The 20,483-nt window shown below is 71.5% G+C and carries 17 protein-coding genes; 13 read left to right on the top strand and 4 right to left on the bottom strand.

What is annotated here, in order from left to right; genetic code table 11:
- Positions 1 to 4: 4 nt before the first annotated feature.
- Positions 5 to 1,000 carry a type I pantothenate kinase gene (gene coaA / locus ACFS27_RS27490; protein WP_377190299.1) on the bottom strand — a complete coding sequence of 332 codons (996 nt, stop codon included), beginning with the start codon at positions 998 to 1,000 and terminating at the stop codon, positions 5 to 7.
- A gap of 122 nt (positions 1,001 to 1,122) precedes the next feature.
- Here coaA and glmS point away from each other — a divergent pair, with 122 nt between their 5' ends.
- The 4 genes from glmS to ACFS27_RS27470 all read left to right on the top strand — a co-directional run bounded on the left by glmS (position 1,123) and on the right by ACFS27_RS27470 (position 4,938).
- Entirely contained in the window at positions 1,123 to 3,024 is a 1,902-nt protein-coding gene (gene glmS, locus ACFS27_RS27485) for a glutamine--fructose-6-phosphate transaminase (isomerizing) (RefSeq protein WP_377190297.1), read from the top strand.
- A gap of 39 nt (positions 3,025 to 3,063) precedes the next feature.
- A complete protein-coding gene (locus ACFS27_RS27480) occupies positions 3,064 to 3,420 on the top strand; it encodes a pyrophosphatase (protein WP_377190295.1) in 357 nt (118 codons plus the stop codon).
- Positions 3,421 to 3,446: 26 nt separating this feature from the next.
- Positions 3,447 to 4,301 carry an alpha/beta fold hydrolase gene (locus ACFS27_RS27475; protein WP_377190293.1) on the top strand — a complete coding sequence of 285 codons (855 nt, stop codon included), beginning with the start codon at positions 3,447 to 3,449 and terminating at the stop codon, positions 4,299 to 4,301.
- 286 nt (positions 4,302 to 4,587) lie between these two features.
- Positions 4,588 to 4,938: a holo-ACP synthase gene (locus tag ACFS27_RS27470; protein ID WP_377190291.1), complete on the top strand. Its 351-nt coding sequence runs from the start codon at positions 4,588 to 4,590 to the stop codon at positions 4,936 to 4,938.
- Positions 4,939 to 4,970: 32 nt separating this feature from the next.
- Here ACFS27_RS27470 and ACFS27_RS27465 read toward each other — a convergent pair whose 3' ends face one another.
- Positions 4,971 to 6,020, bottom strand: a complete 1,050-nt coding sequence (locus ACFS27_RS27465; protein WP_377190289.1) for a TIGR03560 family F420-dependent LLM class oxidoreductase — start codon at positions 6,018 to 6,020, stop codon at positions 4,971 to 4,973.
- A 169-nt stretch (positions 6,021 to 6,189) separates the two neighbouring features.
- Here ACFS27_RS27465 and ACFS27_RS27460 point away from each other — a divergent pair, with 169 nt between their 5' ends.
- From ACFS27_RS27460 to ACFS27_RS27440, 5 genes are all read left to right on the top strand, one after another.
- Positions 6,190 to 7,857, top strand: a complete 1,668-nt coding sequence (locus tag ACFS27_RS27460) for a bifunctional ADP-dependent NAD(P)H-hydrate dehydratase/NAD(P)H-hydrate epimerase (protein ID WP_377190287.1) — start codon at positions 6,190 to 6,192, stop codon at positions 7,855 to 7,857.
- A gap of 56 nt (positions 7,858 to 7,913) precedes the next feature.
- Complete coding sequence (locus tag ACFS27_RS27455; RefSeq protein WP_377190285.1) at positions 7,914 to 8,114, top strand: hypothetical protein; 201 nt, start codon at positions 7,914 to 7,916, stop codon at positions 8,112 to 8,114.
- 227 nt (positions 8,115 to 8,341) lie between these two features.
- The gene (locus tag ACFS27_RS27450) at positions 8,342 to 10,726 is read left to right on the top strand and encodes a helix-turn-helix transcriptional regulator (protein ID WP_377190284.1); all 2,385 of its coding nucleotides are present in this window, start codon (positions 8,342 to 8,344) and stop codon (positions 10,724 to 10,726) included.
- A gap of 403 nt (positions 10,727 to 11,129) precedes the next feature.
- Complete coding sequence (locus ACFS27_RS27445) at positions 11,130 to 14,033, top strand: choice-of-anchor G family protein (protein ID WP_377190282.1); 2,904 nt, start codon at positions 11,130 to 11,132, stop codon at positions 14,031 to 14,033.
- A 134-nt stretch (positions 14,034 to 14,167) separates the two neighbouring features.
- Positions 14,168 to 15,538 (top strand): copper amine oxidase, encoded by a 1,371-nt coding sequence (locus ACFS27_RS27440; protein WP_377190280.1) that lies wholly within the window; start codon positions 14,168 to 14,170, stop codon positions 15,536 to 15,538.
- A gap of 16 nt (positions 15,539 to 15,554) precedes the next feature.
- Here ACFS27_RS27440 and ACFS27_RS27435 read toward each other — a convergent pair whose 3' ends face one another.
- The gene (locus tag ACFS27_RS27435) at positions 15,555 to 16,316 is read right to left on the bottom strand and encodes a class I SAM-dependent methyltransferase (protein ID WP_377190278.1); all 762 of its coding nucleotides are present in this window, start codon (positions 16,314 to 16,316) and stop codon (positions 15,555 to 15,557) included.
- 125 nt (positions 16,317 to 16,441) lie between these two features.
- Between ACFS27_RS27435 and ACFS27_RS27430 the strand changes: the two genes are divergently transcribed.
- Genes ACFS27_RS27430 through ACFS27_RS27420 form a run of 3 tightly spaced genes read left to right on the top strand, consistent with a single transcriptional unit; the run spans position 16,442 to position 19,555 of the window.
- A complete protein-coding gene (locus ACFS27_RS27430) occupies positions 16,442 to 17,584 on the top strand; it encodes a hypothetical protein (protein WP_377190276.1) in 1,143 nt (380 codons plus the stop codon).
- A gap of 50 nt (positions 17,585 to 17,634) precedes the next feature.
- Positions 17,635 to 18,921, top strand: a complete 1,287-nt coding sequence (locus ACFS27_RS27425; RefSeq protein ID WP_377190274.1) for a sensor histidine kinase — start codon at positions 17,635 to 17,637, stop codon at positions 18,919 to 18,921.
- The gene (locus tag ACFS27_RS27420; RefSeq protein WP_377190272.1) at positions 18,914 to 19,555 is read left to right on the top strand and encodes a response regulator; all 642 of its coding nucleotides are present in this window, start codon (positions 18,914 to 18,916) and stop codon (positions 19,553 to 19,555) included. The genes ACFS27_RS27425 and ACFS27_RS27420 overlap by 8 nt, the downstream gene beginning before the upstream one ends.
- A gap of 10 nt (positions 19,556 to 19,565) precedes the next feature.
- Here the strand turns inward: ACFS27_RS27420 and ACFS27_RS27415 are convergent, their stop codons facing one another.
- On the bottom strand, positions 19,566 to 20,039 hold the full coding sequence (locus tag ACFS27_RS27415) for a GNAT family N-acetyltransferase (protein WP_377190270.1): 474 nt from the start codon (positions 20,037 to 20,039) through the stop codon (positions 19,566 to 19,568).
- A 167-nt stretch (positions 20,040 to 20,206) separates the two neighbouring features.
- Here ACFS27_RS27415 and ACFS27_RS27410 point away from each other — a divergent pair, with 167 nt between their 5' ends.
- Positions 20,207 to 20,482, top strand: a complete 276-nt coding sequence (locus tag ACFS27_RS27410; protein ID WP_377190269.1) for a hypothetical protein — start codon at positions 20,207 to 20,209, stop codon at positions 20,480 to 20,482.
- The last annotated feature ends 1 nt before the right edge of the window (position 20,483 follow it).

Genomic DNA, 20,483 nt, shown 5'->3' with positions numbered 1-20,483 from the left:
GTACTCAGAGCTTGCGGAGGCGGACCCGCTGCACCGCGTGGTCCGATCCCTTGGTCAGGACGAGCGTCGCGCGACCGCGCGTGGGGATGATGTTCCGCTCGAGGTTCGGCGCGTTGATGGACTCCCAGATCTTCAGGGCCCGCTCCGTCGCCTCCTGGTCGGAGAGCGAGGCGTACCGCCGGAAGTAGGAGTCGGGCTTGGTGAACGCGGTACGGCGCAGCTCGAGGAACCGGTCCACGTACCACTGCCGGATGTTCCGCGTCCGGGCGTCCACGTAGATCGAGAAGTCGAAGAAGTCGCTCACCGCGACCGTCGACTCGTCGACGGCCGACGGGCGGGCCGGCTGCAGCACGTTGAGGCCCTCGACGATGAGCACGTCGGGCTTGCGGACCACCATCTCCTGGTCCGGCACGATGTCATAGGTGACGTGCGAGTAGACGGGGGCACGCACCTCGGGCCGGCCGGCCTTGATCCTGGAGAGGAAGCGGATCAGTGCGCGCCGGTCGTACGACTCGGGGAAGCCCTTGCGCTCCATCAGACCGCGTCGTTCGAGCTCGGCGTTCGGGTAGAGGAACCCGTCGGTCGTGATGAGCTCGACGCGCGGCGTCTCCGGCCAGCGGGCGAGCATCTCGCGCAGGACGCGCGCCGTCGTCGACTTGCCGACGGCGACCGAGCCGGCCACCCCGATGACGTACGGGGTGCGGGGAGGGTCCTCGTGCAGAAAGGTCGACGTCGCGTCGTGCAGCCCGCCGGTCGCCATCACGTACAGGTTGAGCAGGCGCGACAGGGGACGGTAGATCGCGTCGACCTCGGCCAGGTCGATGGGGTCGCCGAGACCCCGCAGACGTTCGACGTCCTCGTCGGTCAGCGGCAGGGGAGTGGAGGCCGACAGGCGGCTCCAGGCCGCGCGGTCGAGATCCACGTAGGGCGAGGACGGGGAGAGGGCCAGCAGGTGCTCGCCGTGATCCGTCGTCGGGAACTGGGAAACCACCTGCAGCATTGTGCCCCAAGCAGACGCGGGAATCGCCACCGGCCCCGGCGGGGCGTCGCGGGGACTGTGCGGAGGCCGGCGTGTGAGCCTGGTCATGGGGGCAGGTCAGGACCCTCGCTAGACTCGCCCGCATGTGTGGGATTGTGGGTTACACGGGAACTGCTGCGACTACGGCGGACGGAAACGCCTCAGGTGCCGCTACGCCGTCGGGCACGCCCCTCGCCGTCGCCATCGAAGGACTGCGACGGCTGGAGTACCGCGGATATGACTCGGCCGGTGTCGCGCTCGTCGCGCCGGGGCTGGACGGCGTCGCCTGGGCCAAGAAGTCGGGCAAGCTCGCCAACCTGATCGAGGCGCTCGACCAGGAGCCGCTGCCGGAGGCCACCGCTGCCATCGGCCACACCCGCTGGGCCACGCACGGCGGTCCGACGGACGCGAACGCGCACCCGCACCTGGCCGACGGCGACCGGCTCGCCGTGATCCACAACGGCATCGTCGAGAACTTCGCCCAGCTCAAGGCCGAGCTCCTGGCGGACGGCGTGACCTTCCGTTCGGAGACCGACACGGAGGTGGCCGCTCACCTCGTGGCCAAGGCGTACCGCGAGACGGGGAACCTGACCGACGCGATGACGGCGGTGGCCGGCCGCCTGCACGGCACGTTCACGCTGCTCGCCGTCCACGCGGACGCGCCGGACACGGTGGTGGGCGCCCGGCACGACTCCCCGCTCGTCGTCGGTCTCGGCGAGGGGGAGAACTTCCTCGGGTCGGACGTCGCCGCGTTCATCGCACACACCAAGGAGGCCCTCGAGCTGGGGCAGGACCAGGTGGTGACGATCACGCCGACGTCGGTGGCCGTGACCGACTTCGACGGCAAACCCGCCGAGGCCAAGCGCTACACCGTGGACTGGGACGCCGCCGCCGCTGAGAAGGGTGGCTTCGCGTCGTTCATGGACAAGGAGATCCACGACCAGCCGCAGGCCGTCGCCGACACCCTCCTCGGCCGGACCGACGCCGCCGGGGCGCTGGTGCTGGACGACCTGCGCATCGACGAGTCGATCCTGCGCGCGGTGAACAAGATCATCGTGGTCGCCTGCGGTACGGCCGCCTACTCGGGGCACGTGGCGAAGTACGCGATCGAGCACTGGTGCCGCATCCCCGTGGAGGTCGAGCTGGCGCACGAGTTCCGCTACCGCGACCCGATCGTCGACGAGCGCACGCTCGTCGTCGCCGTGACGCAGTCCGGCGAGACCATGGACACGCTGATGGCCGTGCGCCACGCGCGCGAGCAGGGCGCCAAGGTGATCTCGATCGTCAACACGCACGGCTCGACGATCCCGCGCGAGTCCGACGCGGTGCTGTACACGCACGCGGGCCCGGAGATCGCCGTCGCCTCCACCAAGGCGTTCCTCGCGCAGATCACTGCCGCGTACGTGCTTGGCCTGTACCTGGCGCAGCTGCGCGGCAACAAGTTCCCCGACGAGATCGTGACGCTCCTCGACGAGCTGCGCGCCATGCCCCGCAAGATCCAGACGGTCATCGAGCGCGGCGAGTACGTGCGCGCGACCGCCCGGTCCATGGAGAAGTCCGACAAGGTGCTGTTCCTGGGCCGGCACGTCGGATTCCCCGTCGCGCTGGAGGGTGCCCTCAAGCTCAAGGAGCTCGCGTACATCCACGCGGAGGGCTTCGCAGCGGGAGAGCTCAAGCACGGCCCGATCGCGCTGATCGATGAGGGCCAGCCGGTGTTCGTCGTCGTGCCGTCGCCGCGAGGGCGCGACTCCCTGCACTCCAAGGTCGTCTCGAACATCCAGGAGATCCGGGCGCGCGGCGCCCGCACCCTCGTGATCGCAGAGGACGGCGACGACGAGGTGCGCAAGTACGCCGACGAGATCTTCTGGATCCCGCAGGCACCCACCCTGCTCCAGCCGCTGCTGGCGGTCGTGCCGCTGCAGATCTTCGCGATGGCGCTGGCGACCGCGAAGGGGCTCGACGTGGACCAGCCGCGCAACCTCGCGAAGTCCGTGACCGTGGAGTAGCCGACGGGTGAGGGCCTCGGCTGTGGCACGCTCGGCGGCGTGGACCTCGAGAACCTCTCCGACGAAGTCGAGATCATCAGCCGCGTCTACGCGCGGGTGCACGGGCTGGAGCGCACCGACGACTGGCTCGTCCTGAAGCTGCACGAGGAGGTCGGGGAGCTGACCCAGGCGTTCCTCAGCCTGTCCGGCCGTTCGCGGGACCGCGGCCTGTCCGACGACGAGACGCGCGACGCGTTCCGTGGCGAGGTGGCCGACGCGCTGGCGCAGCTGTTGCTCGTCGCCCGGCGGTTCGACGTGGACCTGTCCGAGGAGCTGGAACGCAAGTGGTTCCGCTGGCGGCATCTTGTCCAGCCGGAGGACACCGCGGGCATCCGGGATGTCGGAGGCTCCGTCTAACCTCGTGCCCGACGGAAGGGGCGTACATGGCGTACGTGGAGGTTGACGGGGTCAGCGTGCATTACGTGGAGCATGGGTCGGGCACGCCCGGAGCGGCCACGGCAGTGCTGGTGCACGGGTTCCCGGTGGACCATCGGATCATGACCGGCGCGTTCGAGCCGGTCTTCGCGGAGCGACCGGGCTGGCGTCGGCTCTACGTCGACCTTCCGGGTATGGGGCGAACGGAAGCGCCCGACGTCGCGAGCACCGACGACGTCTTCAGGATCCTGCGCGGGACCGTCGAGGCGCTGGTGCCGGAGGGCCCGTACGTCGTCGTCGGCCAGTCGTACGGCGGCTACCTGGCGCGCGGGTTGGCCGCCGCCGACCCGGAACGGGTGGCGGGACTGGCCGCCGTGGTGACGGTGGTCGAACCGCGCCACGAGCTCCGGCAGCTCCCGGTGCGCCAGGTGCTCGTCCGCGACCCGGGGCTGGCCGAGCGGGTCGGTGCCGAGGCGCTGGGGGCGGAGGAGATCCTCGTGGTGCAGACCGAGGAGACCTGGCAGGCGACCCGGCGGCAGGTGGACCCCGGACTGGCGGCCGCCGACCCGGTGGTGACCGCGCGGATCGAAGGAAGCTATGCGGGCACCTTCGCCGTCGAGCCCGCGCCGTTCGAGCGGCCGGCGCTCGTCGTGGTGGGGCGGCAGGACTCGGTGACCGGCTACCGCGACGCGTGGGAGCTGGTCGAGCACTACCCGCGGGCGACCTTCGCGGTGCTGGACCGCGCGGGGCATGCACTGAACATCGAGCAGCGCGGGTTGTTCGAGGCGTTGGTGAGCGAGTGGCTGGACCGCGTCGAGGAAGAGGCCGGTGCTCAGCGGCATGCGCTGAGCGGCCAGGCCTGAGTCGTCAGCGCGCGACCGCGACGAAGACGAGCAGGCTGACGATCGCCGCGATCACGACGCCGAAGATCACGACCATGAGCACAGGAAAGGGGAGCTTGTCGTCGTCCTCGGGCATGGCGGCCTCCTACGCATGAAAGGTGGCGCTCTGCCGGTACGATGCAGGCGCCACCTTTACCTCTACATTACTGGAACAGAGTGCCTGAAAACGGGCATCATGCGCAAGGCCGGAGTGTGGTGGGACATGGATGAAATCAGTGAGACCGTCGACGACCTCTAGGCTGAGCCAATGATCATCGGGACGGGCATCGACGTGGTCGACGTGAACCGGTTCATGGAGACCCTCGATCGCACGCCCCGGCTGCGCGAGAAGCTCTTCACGGAGGTGGAGCGGGAGCTGCCGCCGTCGTCCCTGGCCGCTCGGTTCGCGGCCAAGGAGGCCATCGCCAAGTCGCTCGGCGCCCCGGGGAACCTTCGCTGGCACGACGTCACCGTGCACCGCACGGTCGGCGGCCCGCCCCGGATCGACGCGAGCGGCACCGTCGCCGCCCGCGCCGCCGAGCTGGGTGTGCGCACCTGGCACATCACGATCTCGCACGACGCGGGGATAGCGTCGGCGATGGTGATCGCGGAGGGGTGATCTTTCCCTGGCCCCGATCGGGGTCGGGTGAGCTACTGGAGCTCTGGGACGACCCGCTTCTCGAAGAGCTCGAGGCCGGACTGGTCGTAGGCCGCCTCCTGGAAGTACGTGATCGCGTACTCCAGGCCGCGACTCCGCATGTCCTGCAGCCGCTCGACGATCTGCTCGGGTGTCCCGACCAGTAGCCCGGTCCGCCAGGTGTTGATCTCCTCGTCGGCCTTCTCGGGGGCCCACTTGCGCAGGTGCGCCTCGATCCAGGCCATGCGGTCGGCGACGTCGGCCTCGGTCTCGCCGATCACCACGTTGTAGTTCGCCGACCGGGTGATCTCGCCGAGGTCCCGGCCCAGCTCCTTGCAGTGCTCCGCCAGCACGCGCGACTTGTGGTCGAACGTCTCCGGCGCACCGGCGAAGTTCGTGTACTGGGCGTGCTGGGCCGCGATGCGCAGCGTCTTCTTCTCGCCGCCGCCGGCGATCCACAGCGGGATGGACGGCACCTCGGCACCGCCGTCGCCCACCGGGAGCTGCTGCAGCGGCTGCGGGTAGCAGAGTGCGCCGTCCACCTGGTACCGCTTGCCCTCGAACGTGCCCGATGAGCCCGTGCGCCACATGCTCGCCATGATCTGCACGCCCTCGTCGAGCGCTCGCAGGCGCTCGCCGGCGGACGGGAAGCCGTGGCCGTAGGCGCGCCACTCGTGCTCGTACCAGCCGGCACCGATGCCCATCTCGACGCGGCCGCCGGAGACCGTGTCGACGGTCGAGGCGACCTTGGCCAGGTACGCCGGATTGCGGTACGCCATGCACGTGCACATCTGTCCCAGGCGGATGCGCTGCGTGGCCGCGGCGAACGCCGCCATGAGGGTCCACGCCTCGTGGGTGGCCTCCGTGGTGACCTGCGGGACGGTGTGGAAGTGGTCGTAGACCCACGCCGACTCCCAGGCGAACTCACCGCCGGGGACGGCCTCGCCGGCCGCCTGGTTCTCGGCGCGGTGCACAAGGGAGAGCATGGCGGCCCACTGGTCGGCCGGCGCGATGTCGACCAGGTCGAGGCGCCAGCCCTGCGGGATGAAGAGTCCGAATCGCATGGCCCGACCTTATGCCGACCGCGTTCCCCAGGGGAGGGGCGGTCCAGAATGCTGGGATTTGGTACCTCAACGGTGGCGGAAGCGGCACTATAGGACTGTGAAAGACGCGTGGAGGTCCGACGAGGTACGAAAGGCCGAAGAGCCACTGATCGCAGCAGGCGAGCCGCTCATGGCCAGAGCGGCGTACGCACTTGCTCAGGTGGTGCTCCGGGAGGTCGCGGCGCGCCCTGTCGACGGGCGGGTGCCCGGACGCCCGGGTGCCGCCCGCCTGCGGGGCAGCCTCGGTTCCGACGGTCTGCCCGGCACCGCAAGGGTTCGGCCCCGCAGCGGGGCGGGAGCCAGGCGTGACGTGCGCGGCGCCCGTGCGCTGCTGCTCGTCGGACCAGGCAACAACGGCGGCGACACCCTGTTCGCGGGAGCCCACCTCGCGCGGCGCGGCATGACCGTGACCGCCGTCCTGGCGTCCACGCGCGCGCACGAGGACGGCCTCGGCGCGTTCCGGGCGGCGGGCGGCACCGTGCTCACGCTCGCCGACATCCGGGTCCCCTCGGTGGTCCGGACCGCACTCGCCTCCGACGTCGTGCTCGACGGCCTGGTCGGTGTCGGCGCGCGGGGCGCGCTGCGCCCGCCCGCCGGCGGCCTCGTACGCACCCTCGCGGAAGCCCGTGAGACGGCGGGGGAGCTCTGGCCGTACACGATCGCCGTCGACATCCCGAGCGGCATCGGCGTGGACGACGGCGCGGTGCTCGGCCCCGTCCTGCAGGCGGACCGCACGGTCACGTTCGGCGCGCTCAAGCCCGGCCTGCTCCTGCCGCCGGCGGCACACCTCGCCGGGCAGGTCGAGCTCATCGACGTCGGCTTCCCCGCCGCCTCGGGCGGCGAAGGGTGGGGCGGTGCAATCTGGGGAGTGACGACCGGCAGGCACGCGATGACCGGCGCGGACCCGGCGTCGGGCCGGGTGCGGCGCATGGAGCCCGCCGACGTGGCCGCGCTGTGGCCCGCTCCCAGCCCGCACGACCACAAGTACACCCGAGGCGTCGTCGGTGTGATCGCCGGGACGAGCACCTACCCGGGCGCGGCGGTCCTCGCCACGTCGGGGGCCGTGCTGGCCGGCGCAGGCATGGTGCGCTACCTGGGCCCCGAGGCGGTCGGCACCCGGGTCCTGCTGGCCCGCCCAGAGGTCGTCGTGGCGGGCGGCCGCGTGCAGGCGTGGGTCCTCGGCCCAGGCGTCCCCGCCGTCGACCCGGACGCCGAGCCGGACGGCGACGGCCAGGCCCGACGGATCTTCGGTGCGCTCGCGGCCGTGACGGGTGTGCTGTCGGAGGACGTCACAGGTGGAAAGATGCCCGCCGTCATCGACGCGGGCGGGCTCACCATGCTGGAGCACCGGCTTCCCGCATGGGCGGTGCTGACCCCGCACGCCGGCGAGCTGGCGGAGCTGCTGCAGGGCCTCGGGCACGACGTCGACCGGGCGGGGGTCGAGGCGCAGCCGCTGCACTGGGTGCGGACGGCGCACCAGGCGACGGGTGCGACGGTGCTGCTCAAGGGTGCGATCACCGTGGTGGCAGGCCCCGGCGACACCTACGCACAGGCCGACGCGCCGGCCTGGACGGCCACCGCAGGGGCCGGCGACGTGCTCGCGGGAATCCTGGGGACGCTGCTCGCGGGCCGTTCGGCCGACGTCGTCGAGGACGAGGCGCTCGCGGCCCGGCTGGCGGCCGCCGCGGTGCTCGTGCACGGTCGCGCGGCGGCTCGCGCGTCAGCGGGCGGCCCCGTGGCGGCGCTGGAGATCGCCCAGGCGGTACCGGCGGTCATCGCGGAGCTGCTGAGCGCCTGACGGCGGCCGAGCCCGGCCTGGCGTCCGTCGTCGCGGACCTCCAGCGGGACCACTCCATGCTGGACCACCTGCTGGGCGAGCTGGAGCGCGCCGCGAGGTCGGGGGGCGGCCGGGACGAGGTGCTGCGGCACCTCGACGGCATCGAGGCAGTGATGGAGACGCACTTCCGGTTCGAGGAGAAGAAGCTCGTCGGAGTGCTCGGCGGTGCCGACCGACCCGGCGCGGACAGGCGGGAATTGCTCGGTCCGCTGGCGTGACGCCGGGGTCTCCTGAAATGGACATTCCGCCGGTATTTCCCGGGTGCGCGATTTTCTCGCACCCGCCCGAGATGCGCCAAGTAGAGCCGTAATATCCCGTACCACAGCCACACCCTGCACGATTCATCTCTTGTCATAGACTCCTGAGGCGCTACTGATCAATGCTCATCCGAGTGGTGGACAAGTGGCGAATTGGGGTGTGCGTGCCATCAAGCTACGGGCCTTCCATGGCGGTGCCTTCGGCAGGGCCGACGGCATGGAGCCAGGCAGGCAGCAGGGGGAGAAACCACGTGGTCCACGGGCGGGATCGAGAGCTGCGGGTCATCGGGCACTTCGCGACCGATCTGGACCCGACGGTCCTGGTCGTGCGCGGACTGAGCGGGATCGGCAAGACAGCGACGGTGCTGCAGGCGCTGAAGCAGGTCGGAGCTGGGTCGTCAGCGGTCCGGGTGGTGCGGCCGTGCTCGCCACGGCCCTCGGCGCACGACCTGGACAACAGTCGGCGCATCGATCTGTCCGCCTGGTCGGTCCAGGACCACGAGGACCACGACTCCGACTTCGACGCGCGGGGTTTTCTGCGCGCGGTCTCGGTCTGGGCCGGCGACAGCGGCCCGGGGCCGCGGGTCCTCTTCGTCGACGACGTGGGAGTGCTGACCCCCGCCCGTGCGCGCTGGCTCCAGCACCTGGCGGACGAGGCGTACGGGCAGGACTGGCGGGTGATCGCGGCCGTGCGGAGCATCGCCGTCGAGCCGCTCTCCGACGACGTCGAGGTGCTCGAGCTCGGTCCGCTCGACCGGATGTCCCTGCGACGGGTGCTCGACATGGAGCTGAGCGCCCCGGTGGCGGCCGACGTCGTCGAGCACCTGCGCTGCTGGAGCGCCGGCAACCCGCGGCTCGCCCTTGAGCTCGCGGGCTCGTTGAGTGCCGCGGAGCTGTGCGGGGACGTCGCCTGGACCGGGCCGGAGAGCGTCGGTTCGGCGGCCCGGCGCGCCTACCGTGCGCTGCTGGCCGGGCTCGACCCTGCGACGGCGACCGCACTGGCGACCGCGCCGCTCGAGGGTGCCTCGGTGGCTCGCCGGGACGGCCGTGCGGCCGTGCGGCACCCGCTGCTCGCGCTGCTGTGCAGGGAGGCGCACGGCGCCGACGACGAGGCCCCACCGCCGGACCGCGACCTGTCCGCGCCCGGCGTGGTCGCGAACATCCTTGACGGGTTGCACCTGGACGAGCTGCCTGCGCGTGCGTGGGCAGCGGTGGCGGCGACGCCCGACCCACGGCTGGCCGCGCGCGCCATCGGCGTGTCGCTGATGGCCGGCCGTGCCTGGCGGGACCACGGCGGGGGCCCGCTGGTGCCCGACGGTGTGGGGGCGGAGTGGACCGACCGCCTGTGGTGGCGTGACCCTGCGGGTGCCGGCGAGGCGGCGCGGGCCGCGGGTGCTCGGGTCGCCGTAGCACTCCTCCGCCTGGAGGAGAGCGGCGACCTGGCGGACCCCGGCACGCTCCGGGCGGACCTGCGACTGATCGGGCCGACCCCCGGCCAGGACTGGGTGGGTGTCGACATCCAGGTGCGCGCCCTCCTGATGCTGGGGGACGTGGTGGGCGCCAGGGGCCTGCTGGCCGACCATTCCGGCGCGACGCCGGGGCGGACGGTCGCGGAGATCGTGGCGCGCGACCTCGCCGCCGCTCGTGTCGCCGCGTTCGACGGGCGCGCCGCCGATGTCCTCGCGCACCTCGCGCACGCGGCGGAGCTGCGTCCGTCGGTCGACGGGTGGCTGCCCGCCCGTGGCATGCGAGCCGCCGCGGACGCCGTCGTCGACGGGACCGAGCCTGCGAGCACGATGCCGGCCCAGGCAGGCGGTTGGTCGGCGCGGGTGCTCGGCGAGTACGCAGCCGACCTGGGTGCCGCGCACCTCGTCGTCGGGCAGGCGGAAGGTGCCGTCGCGCTGCTGACCATCGCGCTCGAGCACTGCGCCTGGCCGTACCGGGGACGGGTGCAGGTGCGGTGCGACCTCGTCGAGGCCGTGATGGCGTCGACGCCCCCGGGCAAGGTCGGACCGCGGGCCCAGCGGCTGCTCGATCCGCCCCTCGTGCCGGGCGAGTGGTCGGCGCCGGACGTCGCCGCCGCCTACACGCGGCTCTGTGCGCTCCTCGCCGACGAGGGTGCGCCGTCGGCCGCGTTCGAGGCGGCCCTGCACGCGCCGCCGACCCCGATGTCGCCATGGCAGCGTGCGCGCATGCTGGTCGCCTACGGCCGGTACGCCGTGACCCGCGGTGGTCGCGCGACGGGTGAGGCGATGCTCGACGAGGCCCGGACGCTCGTGCGACTGGCCGGCATGACGGGCTGGCTGCGCGGCATCGACGTGTTCCTCGCCGAGGCGGACGCGACCGGTGGGACCGGGCCCGAGTGGGAGGTCCTCGGCGGGCACGAGCGGGAGATGGTCCGGCTCGCGGTGCACGGCGCGACGAACTCACAGATCGCCCAGGCGACGTTCGTGTCCGAACGGACCGTCGTGAACCGGCTGCGCCGGGCGTACGCCACGCTCGGCATCCGGGACCGGCGGGACCTCGTGCGCCTCGCCGAGACCCGTCCACCCGCTTGGCTTGCCGGTAGCTGAGGCGCAACTCGAACGCAGATTTTTCACCCGCTATTGCTGGAGTTTTTCACCCGGCATTTCGGACTACCTTCACTTCTTTCCGCCACCGTGCGCGCGGATGCCTTTGTCGCGCCACTGATCGCCTCGAACGCACAGCGCGTTGCGTTCTTTTGCGTCAGCGCACGATTGCCGCTCTGCCTGGCAGGTCCCTGGGAACCACTGTTCGCTAAAGCCCGGGCACCGGTGTCTCATACGCCCCGCCCCAACCGATCCGGACGTGATCACGTACCGATCCGGACGCTTTTCTTGAAGCGTGTATATGGAGGAGTGAGTTCTCTTGAACCGAACGCAAGTACCGTCCCGACGCCGGAGGGGTAGCGTCCCGTGGCGCCGGACCCTGGCGACGGCCGCGGCAACAGCAGTCGTGGTCACGGCCACCGGACTGCCCGCGGTCGCTGTGGACAACTACCCGGACGAGCCGTCCGAGGCCGCAGCGAGCGTCCTCGACTCGACGCTCTTCCAGGAGGCGCTGCTCGCAGCCGCCTACTCGGATGCAGGCTCGGAGTCGAACGCCGGGCCGAACGAGGGCAACCTCAACGTCGAGCTGCTCGGCTCGCAGCTCGTGAGCATCGGTGACGTCGAGGTTCGCCTCGACGAGATCCTGGACTTCGGTCAGCTCGGTGCGCTGGCCAGCAAGAGCGAGGCGTCGTCCCCGGTCGACGCGCACGCGGTCTCCGGACTGCTCGGCGCGGACGGCGGCGTCACCCTGGACGGCGAGACCGAGGACTTCGGCAAGGCGTCTGTCGACGTCCTGTCGATCGCGCGCCTGCTGGGCGTGGACGGCCTGACCGACGAGATCGTCGACGAGCTCCTGCTCGAGGTCGGTGCGGGTGCTGCTGAGGTCCGCGCCGAGGACGGCGTGATCCTGGACCAGGACGGCGTGGGTGGCCTCGGCCAGTACCGCGTCGCCGACCTGGACCTGTCCCTGCACTCGCCGGTCATCGAGAACGCGGCCTCGTCCGTCCACGACATCGGTGGATCGATCGACACGGCCGTCGAGGACCTCGTCAACACGAACCTGGACGACAGCCTCCTGACCGGTCTGTTCGACGCGGTCCCGGGTGTCCCGACGCCCTCGATCACCGTGGACAGCAACATGCAGGACACGCTGTTCGAGTCCGTCGTGGCGGAGCCGATCACCTCGGCGAACCAGCTCATCACGATCGACCTGTCGACCGGTGAGCTCCAGGTGCACCTCGACCAGCTCGTCGACAACCCGGACGGGAGCGAGGAAGGCCTCAACGGTCTGCCCCCGAACACCGAGCTCATCGACGACACGACCTACCCGCTCATCGCGGAGACCGTGCACGAGCTGATGGAGGAGATCACCAACGTCCTCATCGGTGCGATCGAGGACTCCCTCGACGCCGTGACGGTCAACCTTGCCTTCACGGACGAGGCCACCGGTCTCGACGTGTCGTGGTCGATCCCGCTGACGTCCGTCGTGGACGGCAGCTTCCCCGAGGCCGAGAACAACAGCACGGGCCTCGGAGCGCCGCTCGCCACGGTCCTGGTCAACACCATCAACACGCTGGGCCCGGCCGTCTCCGAGCTCCTCGCGCCGGTGTACGACCTGGTGATCAGCGACGAGGGCGACAAGATCTTCGAGCTGCTGATCAACGACCTCAAGACGGACGCCATCACGGTTCCGATCCGCGAGCTGCTCTCGCCGGTCTTCGAGGTCCTGGCCGAGGTCCTCTCGATCACGATCAACCGCCAGGTGACCGAGACCGCCGGGGTGACCCCGACCTCTGCCGAGGCCGCTGAGGTCGTCACGTCGCTCGACCTGTCCGCCCTCAGCATCGCGCTGCTGCCGGCCAACGAGGTCGCACGGATCAACCTCGGCAACGCCGCGGTGCGCATCTCGCCCGACGGCGGTGGCAACCCCGGTGAGATCGACCCGTCGCTGACGGTGAACCCCGGTTCTGTCGCTCCGGGCCAGTCGACCATCGCGACGGGCGAGGGCTACACGCCTGACTCGACCGCTACGGTTCAGCTCACCGACCCCGACGGCAACCCCGTCGGAGACGCCATCCCGGTCGACACCGACGCGGAGGGCGGCTTCACGGTCCCCGTCCCGGTTCCGTCTGACGCCGAGCTGGGCGACTACACGGTCATCGGCACCGATGACACCACCGGCGAGGCCGCTGAGGCCCCGCTCGCCGTGATCTCCGGCGCCGACGTGTGCGCCATGGACCCGACGCTGACCGTCGAGCCGAGCGCCGCCTACCCTGGCGACACCGTCTCGGTCGTTGGCCAGGGCTTCCCGGCCGGCGTCCCGGTCGTCGTGCAGCTGCACGACGCCGAGGGCAACCCGGTCGGCGACCCGATCACGGTCACCCCGGACGAGGCCTGTGGCTTCATCACGGACCTGACGGTTCCTGAGGACGCAGAGCCCGGCGACCACGTCGTCGAGGCCGAGCCCGAGGACGGCACCCCCGGTGCCGAGGCACCGCTCGAGATCCTGCCCCCGGGCACCAACCCGCCGGCCGAGTGCTCGGACCCGACCATCACGGCCGACCCGACCATCGTCGAGGCGGGTGACGAGGTGATCGTCACCGGCACGGGATTCCCGGCCGGTGCAACCGTCACCGTGCAGCTCTTCGACACCGAGGGCAAGAAGATCGGTGGCCCGGTCACCGTGGTCGTCGATGAGGACTGCGGCTTCACCACCCCGATCACGGTTCCCGAGGGGACCCCGCCGGGCGTCATCATCGTCGACGCGCAGCCGGACGACGGCAGCGAGGGCGCACAGACGCCGATCGCAGTCGTCGACAACATCGGTGGTGGCGACGGCCGCGACCTGAAGGCCTGGTTCGAGGAGCCGTTCGTTCAGCAGGGTGACGAGCAGACCTTCTACGCCTCGGGCTTCGACGCCGGTGAGGTTGTCGTGGGGCTCATCGCCTCGGAGCCGATCGGTCTCCCGGCGCAGGCCGCGGACGCCGACGGCAACGTCGAGTGGACCTTCACGGTCACCGAGAAGCAGGACATCGGTGTGCACCAGGGCATCGCCGTCAGCACGGCCAACGGCGACTCCGCCTCGGCCGAGTTCGAGGTGGTCGCGGCTTCGGTCAGCGGCGGCGGCGACGGCGACAACGGTGCCGGTGACGGCGACCTCGCCGCGACCGGTGCGAACGTGACGGCCCTCATCGCCGCCATGGTGCTGCTCCTCGGCGCCGGTGCGGTCATGATCAAGCGTCGTCGCGAGATCAGCCAGGCCTTCGCTACCGCGATGGGCCGCATGTCGGACGACAAGCGTTCCGTCTGACGAACTGAGTCACTGACTCAGGGAGCACGTGTCTGACGCAGTAAGACCGGCCCGGTGCGACGTCGTCGCACCGGGCCGGTCCTGTACGGAAAGGCCCGCACGCGAGTCGTGCGTTCGAGATCGAAGGGGGAGTCGTGCCCGAGCTGTCGCCGAGACGTGGAGTGGTACCGGCGATCGTGGCAGCGGCGGCCATCGTCGCACTCGTCGTGGCTGCGATCCTGGTGGTGGAGCAAGCGGTGCCTGCCGCACCGGCTCCACGGGGAGAAGAGACGAAGGCGTCGGGCGCCGTGGACCTGGAGTGTCCGGAGAACGAGCCGATCACGCAGGGACTCCTCAGCGGTTCCACGTGGACCATGTGCTGGCGGATCGACCCCGACCGCGGCCTGGTGCTCCAGGACGTGCACTTCGCCCCGGCCGGGCACGAGGCGGTGCAGGTGCTGGCCGAGCTGTCGATCGGGCAGCTCGAGGTGCCGTACGACACCGGCCTGCGCAACACCGAGGACATCACCACCCAGGGCTTCGGCGGCCGGCAGATGATGACGCTCACCGAGACCGAATGCCTGGGCGAGCGGATCGAGACCTACGTGCCGAAGATCGGCGACGGGTCGATGGGCGGCGGCGGTGAGCGGCGCCCGGTGCTCTGCCAGGAGGTGGTCGACGGCGGGATCGCGTACCGGAGCAGCGACGGCGCAGGGACAGAGGTCGCGCGGCGCACGGACCTCCGGCTCGCGACGATCTCGAAGGTCGGCTGGTACGAGTACGTCAGCCAGTACACGTTCGGCAGCGACGGCAGCATCCGCTCCGACCTCGGTGCAACCGGCGACCTGTCACCGGAGGACTACGGGGACGACCCGGCCCACGGCTGGCCCGTCGGCCCCGGGGACACGGACTACGCCACCAGCCACTCGCACAACGCGGTGTGGCGGGTGCACTGGGCGCTGGGCGGCCAGGGCGGCCAGGTCGTGGAGCAGTACGACGCCGCGCCGACCGGTGAGCAGGGCCCCCGGTCGCCGCTCGTCGAGGGCGGACTCACCCGGATCCCTCGCGAGAGCACCGCTGAGGCAGCCGACCGGCGCTGGTGGCGCGTGATGAACCCCGACGTGCGCAACGCGGACGGGCACCAGATCTCCTACCAGGTCGAGCTGGGCGCGACGACGCCGTTCGAGCTCACCAAGGACCACCAGCACAAGGGCCGCAACGCAGACGGCGCAGGCTACGCCGTCGCGTTCACCGAGGCCGACGACTGCCAGCTCTTCGCCACCGCGAACAAGGAGGGCACCTGCGGTTCGGGTGTCCTCGACTTCGCGCAGGACGAGGCGGAGCTGTCCGACGTCGTCACGTGGGTCGCCGTCGGGTTCCACCACGTAGCCCGCGACGAGGACCAGAGCCCCATGGAGATGCACTGGCAGGGCTTCACCCTGACGCCGCGGGACCTGACGGCACAGCGCGCCGACCCGCCGTCGGCCCGCGAGGACGTGAACGGCAAGCCACCCGAGGTGCCTTGACCCGCTCCCGCGCAGCTCAGGCTCTCCGTGCCTCGACCAGCGTGCGACGGCTGTGGCAGACGAACGAGCCGTGCTCGGCGATGTGGTCCCGGAGCGCCCGCAGCCGGTCCTCGTACTTCTCGACCGAGAAGTCGGGGACCGTCCACAGGACCTTGCGCAGGAAGTGCACCACCGCTGCCAGGTCGAAGAACTCGACCCGCGTCAGCGCGTCCTGGAGCTGAACCAGGTCGAGGCCGACGGCGGCGACCTGAGCGCGGACCTCGTCCAGGTACTCGGTGTCGCGGTTCTCCTGGGGACCCATCAGGAACTCGTACAGGGCCCGGTTGGAGCCCGCACCGACCTCCTGGACCAGCAGCGTCCCGCCCGGGGCGAGCACCCGTGCCGCCTCGGCATACGGGAAGGAGACCGGGTGGCGGCTCGTCACCAGGCCGAGGCTGCGGTCGTCGAACGGGAGCGGGGCGGCCGAGCCGTCGACCAGGGTCACGACACCGCCGAACGGCTCCAGCGCGGCCGAGGCGAGCTCGTGGTTGGGCGCCCAGGCTTCCGTGGCCCGCACCGTGCCGGGGACCCCGTCCGCCAGCCCCAGCGCCTCCGCGAGGACCTCGCCGCCGCCGGTGTCGACGTCGAGTGCCGCGTCGACCTGGGCCAGCCGCTCGCCGCACAGCCGCACGTAGCCCCACCCGGGGCGCGCCTCGGTGGCCCGGCCCGCGAACCAGGAGAAGTCCCAGCCGTCGGTCGGGACGGCCAGCCCCTCGGCGATCTCCTCGTCGAACGTCATGAACAGGAAACTATCCCTGCGGATCCCCCGGTCACCAGCCGATATCCCCCGGGCGGGGGAGGAGGAGAGCCCCCACCGGGCGGGAGTGTGAAGGCATACCGACCGACCGACCGAAAGGAACCGTCATGGAACGCCTCGCTCGCGCCACTCTCCTCGGCGCCACCCTCGCGAGCGGCGCAGTCGCGCTGCTCGGCCTCGCCTGGATGCTCGGGCTGTGGCCGAACCCGTACGCCGGACCCACCGGGGTGCTCCTGGCCGGGTTCGCCGGGCCAGTGCTCCTCACCGGGCTCGCCGGGCCGGATGTCGCCACCACCGTGCACGTCGTCACCGCACTGACCGGTGTCGCTGCAGGGATCGCCGGCCTCGCCGGCGCCCTGGGTGCGCGTGGCCGTGTCGGGGCCGGCGCACTGCAGCTCATCGTGTTCGGGGTGCTGCTGCAGGGCTCCGGCCCGCTGTCCACGATGGGCTACCTCGTCGCGCTGTTCATGCCCGTCGCCGTGGTGGTCATGCTCGTCCAGCTGGTGCGCCGGTATCCAGTGGCCCGTTGGGCGATCGGAGTGCCCGGCCTGGTGGCTCTCGTCGTCGGCGTGGTCCTGGGACGCGACGCCCTCACCGGGCTGGCGACCGGAATCCTTGGCGTCTTCTTGTCCCATGGCGTGACGGTTCTCATCACGCTGCTCATCCTCGCGCTCGGCACTCTGTGGGCCATGGTCGGCGTCCAGGCGCTTTCCGGTATGTCGGCCATGGAGCGGGCCACCGCCTGGGTGGTCAGGCACCGCCGTGCGATCACGATCGTGGCCGCCACCGGACCGCTCCCGTACGCGCTGGCCCGGCTCACGTGGTTCACACCGTGGCCCCAGCTCGGGGAGTACGACATGGACATGTCCACCCGGATCTGGGGGATCACGCTGTCCAGTGCCGCCTGGCTCGGCTTCTTTCTCACTCTCGGCCTGATCCGGTCCTGGGGCGAGGTGTTTCCCCGGTGGATGCCGGGCCTGGCCGGACGCCGCGTGCCGATCACGGCTGCCGCCGTACCTGGGGGGCTGATCGCGGTGACCCTCATCTTCTCCGCCATCCCCATGCTGGTCACGGCCAGCGAACACAGCGTCAGCGACCAGATCGTCAGCGCCATCGCCTTCCCCTGCTGGTACTGGGGCCCGGCCCTGGCCCTCGCCGTCTGGGGCTACGTGGCCCACCGGCTCCAGTCCGAGCGGGCTGCGGCGCTCGATGCCGCCGAGCCGGCTCGCGACCAGCTCCCGACCGGGTGACACGAACGGCGACCTGGCGGTCGACCCCGACGACCGGAGAGGATGACGGCATGCAGGCGACGACGCGGTATCTCACGCGGCACCTCGCCCGGCGGTTCGCCTGGCACATGCTGGGCGGGGCGATCGGGCTCGCCCTGGTGCTGCTGGTCTACAGCCTGTTGAACATCTCGGCGGGGATGGTGCCCAGCTGGGCACTGGCGGGCGCGGCCTTCGCGGCCGCCATCGGCCTCGGGCTGGTGCCGGGCGCACGGGAGCTGGAGGTCACGGCGGCCCGCGCGCTGCTCGACGTGGACGACGAGCTCGTGGTCCCGGCCGAGCCTCGGCCCGCGCACCGGATCCGGACGGCCCTGTGGGTGGCGGGACACCTGACCTCGGGCCTGCTCGTCGCGGCCGGGCTGTTCGCGGGCATCCCGATGGCGGTGCTGATCGGCGTCGAGGCGCTCACCGGTGAGGCGCTCCGGTCCGGCGACTCGTTCTACACGGGGATCCCGCTGCCGGACGGCCCGGTGTCGCTCGCGCTCCGGCTGGTCGCCTGCGCGGCCTTCGCGCTGCTGTCCCTCGTGGCCACCTGGCCGCTCGGCGTGGCCGCGTCGGCACTCGCCGGCCGGGTCCTCGGGCCCACGCCGCACGACCGCATGGAGACGGCCCTCGCCCGAGCCCGCCGCGAGGCGGAGCACACGCGCCTGGCGCGCGAGCTGCACGACGGGATCGGCCACGCGCTCACCGTCGTCAGCGTCCAGGCGGCGGCCGGACGACGCGTCGTGGCGGCCGACCCGGACGCGGCGGCCGAAGCCTTGGCCGCCATCGAGGACACCGCGCGCTCGGCGCTCGCCGAGCTCGACCAGCTCCTGGCCGTCCTCCGCGACGACGCAGACGACGAGGCACCCCTCGCCCTGGCGCCCGCGCTCGGCGACGTCGTCTCCGCCCACCGCCGTGCCGGGCTGGACCTGGTCGCCCACATCGATCTGCCGGAGGACCTGCCGGCTCTCCTGAGCCGGACCGTGCAGCGCATCGTCACCGAGGCGCTCACCAACGCCCACCGGCACGGTACTCCCGGGCCGGTCGAGCTCACGGTGGGGCACGACGGCGACGGGGTCCTGATCGAGGTCGTCAACCCGGTCCGCGCCGGAGCTCGCGCCGGCCGGCGCCCGTCCGGAGGGCGTGGGCTGTCCGGCATCCGGGAACGGGTGGCCCTGTTCGGTGGCACCACGGGGGCGGGTCGCGACGGCGACCGCTGGGTGCTTCGTGCGACGCTGCCCTGCGCGCCCCTGCCGGCGGCGGAACGAACCGGCGAGCGCGCCCCTGGCAGAACCAACCGGAAGGACCCAGATGTCTGACACCCCGGTCCGGGTGCTCGTCGCCGACGACGAGCCGCTCGTCCGCAGCGGCCTGCGCCTCATCCTGGACGCCGAGCCCGACCTGCAGGTCGTCGGCGAGGCGGGCGACGGTGCCCAGGCGGTCGAGCTGACGCGCTCGCTGCGGCCGGACGTCGTCTGCATGGACGTGCGGATGCCCGGCGTGGACGGCCTGCGCGCGACCGAGCTCGTGCTGCGCCTGCCGGACCCGCCGCGGGTGCTCGTGGTGACGACGTTCGAGCACGACGGGTACGTGCTCGACGCGCTGACGGTCGGGGCGTCCGGGTTCCTGCTGAAGCGCGCGGGGGCCGACGAGATGGTGCAGGCGGTCCGGACGGTCGCCGTCGGGCAGAGCCTGCTGTACCCGGAGGCGCTGCGTGCCCTGATCCGGTCGCGTCCACGCGCCATGGCCGGAGCCCCCGTGCTGACGCCGCGCGAGCGTGAGGTGCTCGGCCTGGTGGCGCAGGGGATGACCAACGCGGAGATCGCGACGGCGCTCGTGGTCGGGGTCGAGACGGTGCGCACCCATGTGGCATCCGTCCTCGCGAAGCTGCAGGCCAGGGACCGGACCCAGGCCGTGGTGCTCGGGTACCGGGCGGGCCTGGTCGACCTGTAGCCGGTCCTGGTCAGGCCCGGGGGAGGACCATCTCGACCTCGTCGGGGAACGGCGGGTAGTCCGACGCCTTGGTGCGCCCGGTACGGCGCCAGCCGAGGTGCTCGTAGAAGCCGACGGCCTGGTCGTTGTCGGAGAGGCACCACAGGCGCGGGTCGCTCATCTCTGCGACGGCCGCGTTCATCGCCGCGCGTGCCAGGCCTGCTCCCCAGCGGGACGGGTGCACGGCCAGGTGCCGCAGCAGCCGCTCGTCGTGGGCCACGAAGCAGGCGAGGCGCGAGCTGTCGACCTCGTCGTCCAGCACGAGCACCCGGACGCCCGGCTCGGCGAGCGTGGCCTCCCACTTGGCCCGGACCTCGTCGGACGGGAACGGGTACATGCCCGGCGGAAAGATATGGCCGAGGGCCGCAACACCGGCGGCGCGCTCGACGTCGAGGAGCGCCTGTGCGTCCTCTGGCGTGGCCTGCCGAAATCGGTGGGGGTCCATGCCCTCCAGCGTAGGGCCGGCGTGTGCAGCGGGCACCACCACTGAGATTTGCCGACGGGTGGATCCGACGGGGCGAAAACTGGTGTGCAACATTTCCGCGAAGTGCTGTGACCTCTGCGCGGTTCGAGCGTCAAGGCTGCATGACAGATACAGCATTCAGTGCAGTGATGTCCCGCCTCTCGGCACTCGACACGCTCTCGCTGCGAGTGAGTCAGGACTGGCTCGCGTTCGGCCTTGATCGGGTGGACGTGCTGGTCATCGATATCTTGACGGTCAGCGAGTTCACGGCCTTGCCGCTCGTGAGCAAGCACAAGCTGGTCGCGGAGGAGCCGGACCCCGGCAGGGAGCTAGGCCTGACCAGGGTCTGGATCGGCTGGCTCGGCGACGCCTCCGACGTGGTGCCGGTCGCGATGCGGCTCACGCTCGCGGCCGGTGACGACTGAG

Source organism: Promicromonospora vindobonensis (assembly GCF_042685865.1).
In the GTDB taxonomy this organism is placed as follows: Bacteria; Actinomycetota; Actinomycetes; order Actinomycetales; family Cellulomonadaceae; genus Promicromonospora; species Promicromonospora vindobonensis.
The sequence above is the reverse complement of the archived record's forward strand: the minus strand, read 5'-3'. Positions and strand labels throughout refer to the sequence as shown.

Coding starts and splice junctions, on each gene's coding strand:
- ACFS27_RS27410 (WP_377190269.1), top strand. CDS start 20,207: ATGTCCCGCCTCTCGGCACTCGACACGCTCTCGCTGCGAGTGAGTCAG.
- ACFS27_RS27455 (WP_377190285.1), top strand. CDS start 7,914: ATGCTGGACCACCTGCTGGGCGAGCTGGAGCGCGCCGCGAGGTCGGGG.
- ACFS27_RS27470 (WP_377190291.1), top strand. CDS start 4,588: ATGATCATCGGGACGGGCATCGACGTGGTCGACGTGAACCGGTTCATG.
- ACFS27_RS27475 (WP_377190293.1), top strand. CDS start 3,447: ATGGCGTACGTGGAGGTTGACGGGGTCAGCGTGCATTACGTGGAGCAT.
- ACFS27_RS27420 (WP_377190272.1), top strand. CDS start 18,914: ATGTCTGACACCCCGGTCCGGGTGCTCGTCGCCGACGACGAGCCGCTC.
- coaA (WP_377190299.1), bottom strand. CDS start 1,000: ATGCTGCAGGTGGTTTCCCAGTTCCCGACGACGGATCACGGCGAGCAC.
- glmS (WP_377190297.1), top strand. CDS start 1,123: ATGTGTGGGATTGTGGGTTACACGGGAACTGCTGCGACTACGGCGGAC.
- ACFS27_RS27435 (WP_377190278.1), bottom strand. CDS start 16,316: ATGACGTTCGACGAGGAGATCGCCGAGGGGCTGGCCGTCCCGACCGAC.
- ACFS27_RS27450 (WP_377190284.1), top strand. CDS start 8,342: ATGGCGGTGCCTTCGGCAGGGCCGACGGCATGGAGCCAGGCAGGCAGC.
- ACFS27_RS27465 (WP_377190289.1), bottom strand. CDS start 6,020: ATGCGATTCGGACTCTTCATCCCGCAGGGCTGGCGCCTCGACCTGGTC.
- ACFS27_RS27430 (WP_377190276.1), top strand. CDS start 16,442: ATGGAACGCCTCGCTCGCGCCACTCTCCTCGGCGCCACCCTCGCGAGC.
- ACFS27_RS27425 (WP_377190274.1), top strand. CDS start 17,635: ATGCAGGCGACGACGCGGTATCTCACGCGGCACCTCGCCCGGCGGTTC.
- ACFS27_RS27460 (WP_377190287.1), top strand. CDS start 6,190: ATGGCCAGAGCGGCGTACGCACTTGCTCAGGTGGTGCTCCGGGAGGTC.
- ACFS27_RS27415 (WP_377190270.1), bottom strand. CDS start 20,039: ATGGACCCCCACCGATTTCGGCAGGCCACGCCAGAGGACGCACAGGCG.